Genomic DNA, 11,089 nt, shown 5'->3' on the forward strand with positions numbered 1-11,089 from the left:
TTCACGGACGTCAATGACTTCCGGAAGTTTTCCGGAAGTCTCATCCTCATCCTGGGTGCGAAGACTGCCGCTTCGCACCCAGGTGGCGCAGGAGCGCGGGGAACCGGAAACTACCGAGCGGTGCAGGTCGGGGACAGTCCGGTACCCGTGCCGGAGCCCTGGAAGCCGAACTCCGTCGACTGGCCCGCGGCGACCGATCCGTTGTAGCCGACGTTTGTGAAGACGACGGTGCCGCTGCTGCCGCTGGGCGTGGCGTTCCAGGCGTTCGTGACGCTGGCACCGGGCGGCAACGGTACCGTCACCGTCCAGCCGTTGAGCGACGCGGAGCCGGCGGTGACCCGTACCGTGGCGACGAAGCCACCGTTCCACTGGTTGATCGACGCCGTCGCCGTGCAACCCCCACCAGCCGGAGGCGGCGTGGTGGCCGGAGGCGGCGTGGTGGCCGGAGGCGGCGTGGTGGCCGGAGGCGGGGTCGTCGGGCCGTCGGCGAGGGTGGGGGTCTGCCAGTCCCGCCATTCGGCGAGGTTGCCGGCCTTGCGGCTGGAGATCCGGAACGCTCCGGTACTGCTGCCCGTCTTGTGCAGGAACTTCTGGATGTGCTGTGTCAGCGGGGCCCGCCACTCGGACCTGCTGGCACAGTGCGTGCCGTCCTGTACGTCGGACCAGTAGGTGATGTTGTCCGCCGCGCCGAGCGCCCGGTAGACCTCGGCGCCACCCAGGGCGGCCACGCTGCTGGAGCGGGCGGCCAGCCAGTCGATGTGCGGGTTGTCCATGATGAACAGTCCGCGCGGTGCCACCAGGGCCAGCGTCTGATGGGTGTCCACCGGCAGGTTAGCGGGGTTGCCGGTGAACGAGCCGAAGGCGTCACCGAGCCAGGGCTGTTCGCCGTACGCGCTGCTCAACGGCTGCGCGCCCGATTCACCGGGGATGCCGCGGAAGATCGGAGTACCGGCGGAGCCCGACTCGATCGGCATGGTCAGCGCGATGCGCTGGTCGAGCGCGCCGGTGACGAGGGCGCCCTTGCCGTACCGGGAACAGCCGGTGACGCCCGTCGCGTCCGCGCGGAGGATGCCCCGCGACTGTTCGAGAACGTCGATGATCCGGCTCACTCCCCAGGCCCAGGCGGCGAGCAGCCCGGTGCCACCGGAGGAGCCGTAGATGCTGTAGAAGGCTCCCTGCTTGTTGTTGCGCGGCGTGCCCTCCCGTCCCACGACGAGCGGGTCGTAGTTGATGACGGCGGCGCCGGCTGCCCTGATGGTGGCCGTGTCGACGCCGAGTCCACCCAGGACGACGACGGCCGGGAACGGCCCGGTGCCGCTGGGCAGTTGCACGCTCGCGGAGAAACTGGCGCTGCGGCCGTTGTCGGTGACGTTCACGGTGATGCTGGTGTTCGTGACCGTGCCCGACACTGTCTGCGGTCTGCCCGGCTTTTCGCCGTAGACGTACCGCTGCGCCAACCATTTGGTTTGCGCGCGCAGGCAGCGCCAGTCCGATTTCGTGGAGATCCGGGTGTTGTCGATCCGGCGGAACGGATCGGGCAGTCTCGGGTTCGCGGTCAGCTGACCGGGGTTGGTCACGGGACAGTCGGCACCCTCGTCCTCCACGGACGCGGCCACCAGGACCTCGCTGCCCGCGGCTTGGGCGATCCGATGGTGTGCCGTCACCGTCACCGATGCCGCGACCACCAGCGCCGCCACCAGGGCGACCGTCCACTGGAACGCGGGGCGACCCGTGCGCTTGATCACCGAAGGTCTCCTTAGAAGGCGGAGTCACGCGGCAGCTTTGATCGGTGTACATCGATGCATGTCTGGCGAGTTTCCGTCCAGGGAACGATAGATGTCAATATGTTTCGGTAAAATTTCGGAACCGGATCTCTCCGATGCGTACGGCAGCTGATCCACAGGCCGCGAGATCATCCGTAACCCGCAATGGACGGAAGCGTTGTCCCTGGCAGTGGGCACACCGATGCGGCGCGACGCATTCGGCGTACGCGAGTGGAACAGTGATTGACCCTGCTCAATGCAATGGCTACTATTCTCGCAAGTTTCCCGCAAGTTTACCGGAAGTTTCGGCTGCGTTCGGCTGCTCGTCCACGGGTCGCGGGACCGCGTGAACGGCGCCCGGCCGGCGCGGCGGCGACCCAGGAGGAACGAACGAGATGCCGCAGCTCGTCCTGTTCGCAATCGACATCTGCGCGGTGGTGCTGCTCGTCTTCGGGCTCTACTTTCCGCGCCACCGTCGCCGCGATCTCGTGGTCGCCTATCTGGGCGTCAACGTCGGTGTCCTCGCCGTCGCCAGCGCGCTGAGCGCCAGCAATGTCGGTGCGGGACTCGGGTTGGGGTTGGCGCTGTTCGGCGTACTGTCGATCATCCGGCTGCGGTCGACGGAGCTCGACCAGCACGAGGTGGCCTACTACTTCTCCGCGCTGGCCCTGGGCATCCTCGGCGCGCTGAGCACCACCTCGGTCTGGCTCAGCGGCGGACTCATGGGTCTCATCCTCGTGGTGATGTTCCTCGGCGACCATCCCCGGCTGCTGCGCCACTACCGGCACCAGATCATCGTGCTCGACTCCGCCGTCACCGACCAGGTCACGCTCGTCGCCCAGCTGGAGCAGCTGCTCGGCGCCCGGGTGCACACCGCCACCGTGCAGCGACTCGACCTGGTCAACGAGACCACCCTGGTCGACGTGCGGTACTCGGTGCGGGGCCGGGGTGGCGCTCCGGTCGCGGCCGGTAGGCCGGCGCAGGCGGGAGCGGGTCGATGACCCCGATCACCTCGTCCGTGGCGGGACTCGCGCCGGTCGGATTGACCGAACTCATCGACCAGGCCGCCCTGCAGACCCGCGTCGACCGCAAGTACGTCGTACCCCTCGACGAGCTGCCGCCCTTGCTGGCACAGCTGTCCGCGTACGCCCGGGTGTTGGACATCGACGGCGCCCGCGCGTTCCGCTACGAGTCGGTGTACTTCGACACCCCGCGGCTGGCCAGCTACCACTGCGCGGCCTACCGGCGGCGCAGACGCTTCAAGGTCCGCACCCGCAGCTATCTGGACTCGGCGCAGTGCTGGCTGGAAGTCAAGCTCAGTGGAGCGCGGGGCAGCATCACCAAGCACCGGTTGCCCTACCGGCCACAGGACCGTGCCACCGTGCATCCCGGTCGTGCCTTCGTACAGGAGGTCCTGGAGCGCGAGGCGGTCTGTGCGCCCACCGACAGCGCGCTGGCGCCGGTGTTGGTGACCACCTACCGGCGGGTGACCCTGCTGCTGCCCGCCACCGCCAGCCGGGTCACCGTCGACACCGAACTGACCTGGCAGGACGGCGACCGGACGCTGCGGCTGCCCGACCTCGCCGTGGTCGAGACCAAGACCAGCCGGGCCGCCTCACCAGTCGATCGACTGCTGTGGCAGCAGGGCAGGCGACCCGTGCGCATCTCCAAGTACGCCACCGGGCTGGCCGCCCTGCGCCCGGACCTGCCGGATTCACCGTGGCGACGGACGCTGCGCCGCCACTTCCGGGACAACGCACCGCCGGCGGGCACGGCACCGTTCATCACCACCCCTCGATCAGAGCAGGAGGCATCGTGCGTCTGACACTCCGCAGCACACGCATCGTGGCCACCCCGGTGCGAGCCATCGGCGTCGTCGCCGCCGCCGTGCTGGTCGCCGGACTCCTCGTGCCGGCACCGCCACCGGCCGGCGCCGAACCCGCCACCGCCGGCATCAGCGACCGTTCCGCGACCGCCCGGTCCACGGCCGACACCGTCGCGGCCACCGCCGCCGACGAGCTGGTGGGTGACATCACCTTCTCCGTACCCAGCGGCACCTTCGCCGGCGAGGTCACGGTGTCGCTGGGCACCACCGTCGGCGGCGCGCAGATCCGCTACACCACCGACGGTCGGCTGCCCACCGCCGCGTCGTCGGTGTACTCCGGCACGCCGCTGCGGTTGACCCGGACCACCCAACTGCGCGCCCAGTCCTTCGTCGGGCAGACCGCCACCGGCGCGCCCGGCACCGCCATGTACGTCGCCCGCAACACCACCACCGCCCACGACCTGCCGGTGATCCTGATCGACTCGTACGGGGCCGGGCGTCCCCAGCGGGACTACTTCGACGCCGCCACCATGATCTTCGAGCCCGGTGGGGGCAGCACCTCGCTGGCCGCCGCGCCCACCGTGGCGACCCGCGCCGGGTTCCGGCTGCGCGGGCAGTCGTCGTCGAGCTTCGACAAGACGCCGTACCGGATCGAGTTCTGGGACAACGACGACGATGACGCCGATTATCCGGTGCTGGGCATGCCCGCCGACTCGGACTGGGTGCTGCGCGGCCCGTTCACCGATAAGGCGCTGATCCGGGAGGCGTTCGTCTACGACCTGGGTCGGGAGATGGGCCTGCCCGCCCCCCGGTACGCCTTCGCGGAGTTCTACCTCAACACCGACGCCGGGCCGGTCGGCGCCGACGACTACATGGGCGTCTACATGATCGTCGAGACGATCAAGAACTCGAAGAACCGGCTCGACCTCAAGCAGTTGCGCGCCGACGACCGGACACTGCCGAGGATCACCGGCGGCTACATCTTCAAGTTCGAGTGGATGGCCGCCGAGGAGCCGACCCTGCCGTGCACCGGTCCCGCCGCCACCTGCTGGAACTACCTGGAGGTCGCCGACCCGTCCCCGCTGCAACCGGAGCAGCGGGACTGGCTGCGCAACCACATCCAGGAGTTCCACAACGTGCTGCGGGCACCGAACTTCGCCGACCCGACGACCGGTTATCGCGCGTACATCGACGTGGACTCCTTCATCGACCAGCTCATCGTCAACGAGTTGAGCCGGGAGATGGACTCCTACGTCCGCAGCGCGTACTTCTACAAGGACCGGGACACCAAGATCTTCGCCGGGCCGCTGTGGGACTACGACCTCAGCTTCGGGGTGGGTGGCTACTTCGCCAACGACCAGACCTCCGGCTGGCAGCATCAGCAGGGCCGGCAGCCGCTGGCCAACGACTGGTTCACGCAACTGCTGCGCGATCCGGCCTTCGTCAACCAGGTCCGGCTGCGCTGGCAGACGCTGCGCCGCGGCCCGCTGTCCGACGCGGCGTTGCAGTCCCGCCTCAACGCGCTCAGCGCGCCGCTGACCAACGCGGCGCAGCGCAACTTCCAACGCTGGCCCAACCTGAGCACCCGGATGATCGGCCCGTTCATCACCCCGACCGCACCCACCTGGCAGGGACAGGTGCAGTACCTGCGGGACTGGATGCTGCGCCGCGCCGCCTGGCTGGACTCGACCGCCGGTTGGGGTGGCCCCACCACCACTCCCCCACCGACCACCCCGACCCCCGGGCCCACCACCCCACCGCCGGGCCCGACCACCCCGCCGCCGGGCGGTGACGCCTGCACAGCGACGTACGCGGTGACCAACCAGTGGACCGGTGGCTTCCAGGCCGAGGTACGGGTCACCGCCGGCCCGGCCGCGATCGGCAACTGGACGGTGACCTGGACCTTCGCCAACGGGCAGACGATCAGCCAGGCGTGGAACGCGACCGTCACCAGCCAGGGGTCGGCGGTCACCGCCCGCAACGTCAGCTACAACGGCACCCTGGCCGCGGGCGCCAGCACCACGTTCGGCTTCCTCGGCACATTCGCCGGCACGAACACCGCGCCGAGCCTGCGCTGCACGACAAGCTGACCGACCGGTACGTTCCCGGCACCGGAGCAGCGCCGCGCCCCGGTGCCGGGACCACCTGTGAACCAAGCGGTGTCCCGGTGCCGGCACCAGCCGTGAGCCGTGCCGGGCTTCAGGGAGTCGTCGGCAGGAGGTCGGCGAGCAGTGTCTCGACGCGGGTTCTGATCGCGTCGCGGATGGGGCGTACGGCCTCGACGCCCTTGCCGGCCGGGTCGTCGAGCTGCCAGTCCTCGTAACGCTTGCCGGGGAAGGCGGGGCAGATGTCACCGCAGCCCATGGTGATGACGACGTCGGAGGCTTCGACGGTGTCGTACGCCAGGAGCCGGGGCGTCTGGTCGGTGATGTCGATGCCGACCTCGCGCATGGCCTCGACGGCGGCGGGGTTGATGGTCTCGGCCGGGGCGGACCCGGCGGAGCGGACCTCGACGGTGTCACCGGCGAGGTGACGCAGCCAGCCGGCGGCCATCTGGGAGCGGCCGGCGTTGTGCACGCAGACGAACAGGACGCTGGGCTTGTCGTCGGACACGGAGCTGTTCCTTCTCGCTCGGTGGGGTCGGTTCGGGGTGCCGAGGCCCTGGCACGGCCAAATCATCGCCGGCGAGGCATGCCGGATCGGACAACATCCGGTGCAGGATCGTGCCGCGCGGTGGTCGTGATCTCGGCCGGGAACAGGCGTCGGCGCAGGGCGAGGCTGACGTAGACCAGGGCGACCAGCACCGGAACCTCGATGAGCGGGCCGACGACGCCGGCCAGCGCCTGGCCGCTGGTGACGCCGAACGTGCCGACGGCCACCGCGATGGCCAGCTCGAAGTTGTTCCCGGCGGCGGTGAACGCGAGGGTGGTGGTGCGCGCGTAGGTCAGGCCGATGGCCCGGCCGAGGGCGTACGCGCCGGCCCACATGACCGCGAAGTACACCAGCAGCGGCACCGCGATCAGTACGACATCCCAGGGCTGCGAGGTGATGGCGTCGCCCTGGAGCGCGAACAGGATGACGATGGTGAACAGCAGCCCGTAGAGGGCGACCGGGCCGATCTTCGGCAGGAAGCGGCTTTCGTACCAGGTGCGGCCCTTCGCGCGTTCGCCGAGACGCCGGGTGAGGTAGCCGGCGAGCAGCGGGATGCCGAGGAAGATCAGCACGTTGACCGCGATGTCCCAGCCGGAGACCTGCAACTGCGCGTCGCTGAGGTTGAGCCAACTCGGCAGCACGGACAGGTAGAACCAGCCGAGCAGGCCGAACGCGAGGACCTGGAACACCGAGTTGAGGGCGACGAGGACGGCGGCGGCTTCGCGGTCGCCGCAGGCCAGGTCGTTCCAGATGATGACCATGGCGATGCAGCGGGCGAGACCGACGATGATCAGGCCGGTGCGGTACTCGGCGTGCTCGGCGAGGAAGATCCAGGCGAGGGCGAACATGAGAGCCGGGCCGAGGACCCAGTTGAGCAGCAACGAGGAGAGCAGCAGCCGGCGGTCGCCGGTGACCGAGTCGAGCCGGTCGTAGCGGACCCTGGCCAGCACCGGGTACATCATGATGAGCAGACCGAGGGCGATCGGCAGGGAGATCCCGCCGATCGTGACCGCGTCCAGGGCGGTGTTCAGACCGGGGACGAGTCGGCCCAGCAGCAGGCCGACGGCCATGGCCAGACCGATCCACAGCGGGAGGAAGCGGTCGAGGCGCGACAGCCGCGCGACGACTGCCGGCGGTGTCGCGCCGGCCGGGGTGGTCGTCACGTCAGCAGGTCCGGAAGTTCTCGGAGTGGGTCCGGGCCTGCGCGGCGAGGTCGGCCAGGTGCAGCGCCGCACCCTGCAGGACGTCCGGGACAAGTCGGTAGTAGGTGAAGCGTCCGCGTGGCTCGGCGGTCACCACGCCGGCCTCGCGCAGCAGCTTGAGGTGTCCGGACACGTTGGGCTGCTTCGCTGCGGTGTTTACGACCAGGTGCGACGTGGTCGCCGGGCCGTCGGCGAGGATCTGCACGATCCGCGCCCGCAGCGGATCCGCCAACAGCCGCACCACATCAGGATTGGCTGATATCAGCGGCTGCTGATCCGTTTCGGGTCGCACCTGCACCGGTGCGACCCGGCTCGGCGTGTCGGTGCTGCCGGTCAGCAGGTTGCCGAGCAGGTCAAGGGCCTCCCGGCGGACCCAGTAGTAGACCCAGGTGCCTCGGCGTTCACTGTCGACCAGGCCGGACTCGCGCAACACCCGCAGATGATGCGAGATGGTCGCGCCGGTGACGTCGAAGGCCTCGGTCAGCTCGCAGACGCACACCTCGGTGCTGGAGGCGATCAGCGACAACAACCGCAGTCTGACCGGGTCACCGAGGGCCTTGAACAGCGGCGCCAGTTCGCCGGCGACCGGTGGCGTGAGCGGCTGCACGGCCAGCGGCGGGCAGCAGCCCGCCGCGGCGTCCAGTACGGGAAGGACCGACATGCGTCTAGCTTGACAGTCGTCTAGCCAGGATGCAAGGTTGGGGCACCGGTTCGACAGGTTTCGAGCAACTGATCGATTACCGCTGATGCGCCGGAATCCGGGGCACTGCCACGGCCGTCGAACGGATCACCCGGTCGCCGGACGCGACGCCCGGCGATGCGCGTCCGCCCACGTCAACAAGCAGAGGAAGTCGTGATCATGAGCGAGGAGCAGGCCACCGCAGCATGCTGCGGTACCGATACGAACGCCGGACAGGCCGACACCGGCTGCGGCCCGGACGAGAACGCCGCGGCGGACGCGGGCTGCTGCGCTCCGGGCGACACATCAGTCACACCTGATGTGAGCGCGACGACTGCGATGGCCGGGCGGGTCGACGGGCCGTACCCGGTCGTGGTGATCGGCGCGGGGCCGGTGGGGTTGGCCGCGGCGGCCCACCTGCACGAGCGAGGGCTGTCCTTCACCGTGTTGGAAGCCGGGCCCTCGGCCGGAGCGGCCGTGGCCGAGTGGGGCCATGTGCAGCTGTTCTCGCCGTGGCGGTACAACGTCGACCACGCCGCCCGGCGGCTGCTGGAAGCCGCCGGCTGGGTCGGCCCCGACCCCGATCTGCTGCCCACCGGCGCGGAGCTGGTCGAGGCCTACCTGCGGCCGCTGGCGACGCTGCCGCAGATCGTCCCGCACGTCCGCTACGATGCCCCGGTCGTGGCGATCGGCCGGGTCGGCGTCGACCGGGTCCGGACCGCCGGCCGAGAGCAGGCGCCGTTCGTCGTACGCCTGGACACCGGCGAGGACGTCCTCGCCGCCGCAGTCGTCGACGCCTCCGGCACCTGGCGCACCCCGAACGTGCTCGGCGCCAACGGACTGCCCGCGCACGGCGAGACCGACCCGCAGACCAGGACGTTCGTCGACCCGGCGCTGCCCGACGTGCTCGGCGTCGACCGTGACCGGTACGCCGGCCGGCACATCGTCGTCGTCGGCGCGGGACACTCCGCCGCGAACACCCTGCTCGCGCTCGCCGAACTGGCGGCACAGGAACCCGGCACGACCGTCACCTGGGCCACCCGGAGCGGTTCCATCGACCGGGCGATCGGCGGCGGGGACGCCGACGCGCTCCCCGGCCGGGGGGCGCTGGGCACCGGAGTCAAACTGCTCGTCGACTCCGGTCGGGTCCGGTTGGTCACCGGCTTCGCGGTGCACGCCGTCACCGCCGTCGACGGGCACATCCAGTTGACCGCCGCCGACGGGCGTACGGTGACCGCCGACCGGATCATCGCCGCCACCGGCTTCCGACCCGACCACCGCATCGCCACCGAACTGCGCCTCGACCTCGATCCCGTGCTGGGCTGCACCCGGGCCCTCGCCCCACTGATCGACCCGAACGACCATTCCTGTGGCACCGTCCGCCCGCACGGCGTCGACGAACTCACCCAACCCGAACCCGGCTACTTCGCCGTCGGCATGAAGTCCTACGGTCGCGCCCCGACCTTCCTGATGGCCACCGGCTACGAGCAGGTCCGCTCCATCGCCGCGGCGCTCGCCGGGGACTGGGTCGCCGCCCGTGACGTGCAGCTCGACCTGCCCGAGACCGGCGTCTGCTCCGCCACCCCAAGCGTGGACCTGCCGCGCGCCGAACTCGGTCTGGTCACCGTCTCCGCCGGGGGCAACTGCTGCGGGGGGTGACCAACCGCCCCACTACCCGGCCGAGCCGGAGCGGTCGTTCCGCCGGCCCGGCCCGCGAAGAAGCCAACTGCCAGAGTCAGGCCGCCCGGATCCCCCGCCGGACCGATACCGGCGGGGGATCCGGGTGTGGGGCTGCGGCAGGGCTGCGGACCGCGGCACCCACGGCCGCCGCAACCCGGAAGTGGGCCGACGGTGGATCAGCCGCCGTGGCCCTCGGCCGCGCCGTCGGGCGTCAGTGCGCCGTCCGCGCCGCCGGTGTCCAGGTGTACGTGTCGGTGGCCCTGCCCGGCGTCGATGTTGATCTGGTCGAGTTGGGTGGCGGCCACCGACCAGGTGGTCACGGCGACGGCCGCCTGCCGCGCGGCCAGCGCCAGCCGTTCGTCGGCCGCGTCCGCGGCAGCGGCCAGGGCGAGCGTGTCGACAGCGATGGCGGCCTGTTCCACCGCGCTGCGCAGCCCGCCACGGGCGACGTTGGTGGCGGTCGTACCCGACGGCGGGTCGGCGAACCGCTCGGTCAGCTGCCGCATGGTCTGCTGCCACTGGCCGACCTGCGCCGCCTCGGGCGGTCGGCCGGCGTCCGACGCCTGCCGGATGGCCGTGAGGATGGGTGACAGCTCGTCTCCGGTCCGGTGGGCCAGGTCGGTGAGCTCGATGATCTGCTGCGCGTCGCGCTCGGCGTCGGCCTTCTGCAGCCGCGCGATGCTCGCCTCGGTCTCGCTCGGCCGTCCCACGGAGTAGCCGATCAGCCCGCCGAGCAGGCCGGTGGCCAGCGCCGCCGCGGCGATGCCGGCGACCAGGCGGGTCCGGGCAGAGGCCTTGCGGGCGGGCGGATCGAGCAGGTAGGAGGGCCTTCCGGTCTTGGGGGACATCACGCTCCTCGCATCGACGACCATCTGGCTGGGAGATTAGCGCACCTGCCGCCGACCGAGACGGTCATCGACCTCCGGCCGGAGATCGCCGTTACGCCGCAATGGCGGTATCCCGCCCCAGCTGATGCCGCCATATCGGCGATACGGCGGCGCCCAACCCCGGGCAGCCGGTCAGGCCTGGTCGGCGGCGGGCGACGGGCGGGTGGCGGTCAGCAGGGCCACCAGGTCGTCGAGGGTATCCAGGGGTGGTCCACCGTTCAGGTCGATCTCGACGCCGTACTCCAGCTCGATCGCGTCGACCAGGCGCAGCAGGGCGAGCGAGTCGACGCCGAGGGCGATCAGGGAGTCGCCGGCCAGTACGTCGGCCGCCGCAACCTCGCCCGCCGTGGCCTCGCCCACCAGTGCCGCGACCCGCTGGCGCAGTTCAGTGTCATCCATGT

Annotated in this window: 10 protein-coding genes and 2 pseudogenes; 5 read left to right on the forward strand and 7 right to left on the reverse strand. The window is 70.6% G+C overall.

Annotated elements, in window-relative coordinates:
* Window positions 1-110: 110 nt before the first annotated feature.
* On the reverse strand, window positions 111-1,745 hold the full coding sequence (locus JMF97_RS31215; protein ID WP_307816854.1) for a glucuronyl esterase domain-containing protein: 1,635 nt from the start codon (window positions 1,743-1,745) through the stop codon (window positions 111-113).
* 413 nt (window positions 1,746-2,158) lie between these two features.
* On the opposite strand from JMF97_RS31215, the gene JMF97_RS10490 reads away from it, so the two are divergent.
* The 4 genes and pseudogenes from JMF97_RS10490 (at window position 2,159) to JMF97_RS10500 (ending at window position 5,678) form a co-directional block, all read left to right on the forward strand.
* A complete protein-coding gene (locus tag JMF97_RS10490; RefSeq protein ID WP_203221366.1) occupies window positions 2,159-2,764 on the forward strand; it encodes a DUF4956 domain-containing protein in 606 nt (201 codons plus the stop codon).
* Window positions 2,761-3,588 carry a polyphosphate polymerase domain-containing protein gene (locus tag JMF97_RS10495; RefSeq protein WP_203221367.1) on the forward strand — a complete coding sequence of 276 codons (828 nt, stop codon included), beginning with the start codon at window positions 2,761-2,763 and terminating at the stop codon, window positions 3,586-3,588. The genes JMF97_RS10490 and JMF97_RS10495 overlap by 4 nt, the downstream gene beginning before the upstream one ends.
* A 197-nt stretch (window positions 3,589-3,785) precedes the next feature.
* Window positions 3,786-3,989, forward strand: a pseudogene (locus JMF97_RS32325) (chitobiase/beta-hexosaminidase C-terminal domain-containing protein); the annotation flags it as partial.
* A 129-nt stretch (window positions 3,990-4,118) separates the two neighbouring features.
* The gene (locus JMF97_RS10500) at window positions 4,119-5,678 is read left to right on the forward strand and encodes a CotH kinase family protein (protein ID WP_438803750.1); all 1,560 of its coding nucleotides are present in this window, start codon (window positions 4,119-4,121) and stop codon (window positions 5,676-5,678) included.
* Window positions 5,679-5,787: 109 nt separating this feature from the next.
* Here the strand turns inward: JMF97_RS10500 and JMF97_RS10505 are convergent, their stop codons facing one another.
* The 4 genes and pseudogenes from JMF97_RS10505 to JMF97_RS31230 all read right to left on the reverse strand — a co-directional run.
* Window positions 5,788-6,141, reverse strand: a complete 354-nt coding sequence (locus JMF97_RS10505) for an arsenate reductase ArsC (RefSeq protein WP_238359193.1) — start codon at window positions 6,139-6,141, stop codon at window positions 5,788-5,790.
* Window positions 6,142-6,263: 122 nt separating this feature from the next.
* A complete protein-coding gene (gene arsB, locus JMF97_RS10510) occupies window positions 6,264-7,403 on the reverse strand; it encodes an ACR3 family arsenite efflux transporter (protein ID WP_203221370.1) in 1,140 nt (379 codons plus the stop codon).
* Between the two features lies 1 nt (window position 7,404).
* Entirely contained in the window at window positions 7,405-7,740 is a 336-nt protein-coding gene (locus JMF97_RS31225) for an ArsR/SmtB family transcription factor (protein ID WP_307816875.1), read from the reverse strand.
* A 15-nt stretch (window positions 7,741-7,755) separates the two neighbouring features.
* Window positions 7,756-8,103, reverse strand: a pseudogene (locus JMF97_RS31230) (ArsR/SmtB family transcription factor); the annotation flags it as partial.
* Window positions 8,104-8,460: 357 nt separating this feature from the next.
* Here JMF97_RS31230 and JMF97_RS10520 point away from each other — a divergent pair.
* A complete protein-coding gene (locus JMF97_RS10520; protein WP_203221486.1) occupies window positions 8,461-9,780 on the forward strand; it encodes an FAD-dependent oxidoreductase in 1,320 nt (439 codons plus the stop codon).
* Window positions 9,781-9,977: 197 nt separating this feature from the next.
* Here JMF97_RS10520 and JMF97_RS10525 read toward each other — a convergent pair whose 3' ends face one another.
* Window positions 9,978-10,649 carry a hypothetical protein gene (locus JMF97_RS10525; protein WP_203221372.1) on the reverse strand — a complete coding sequence of 224 codons (672 nt, stop codon included), beginning with the start codon at window positions 10,647-10,649 and terminating at the stop codon, window positions 9,978-9,980.
* 171 nt (window positions 10,650-10,820) lie between these two features.
* Window positions 10,821-11,087, reverse strand: coding sequence for an acyl carrier protein (locus tag JMF97_RS10530; protein ID WP_203221373.1), 267 nt, complete (start codon window positions 11,085-11,087; stop codon window positions 10,821-10,823).
* Between the last annotated feature and the right edge of the window lie 2 nt (window positions 11,088-11,089).

Source organism: Micromonospora fiedleri, assembly GCF_016774385.1.
In the GTDB taxonomy this organism is placed as follows: Bacteria; Actinomycetota; Actinomycetes; order Mycobacteriales; family Micromonosporaceae; genus Micromonospora; species Micromonospora gifhornensis.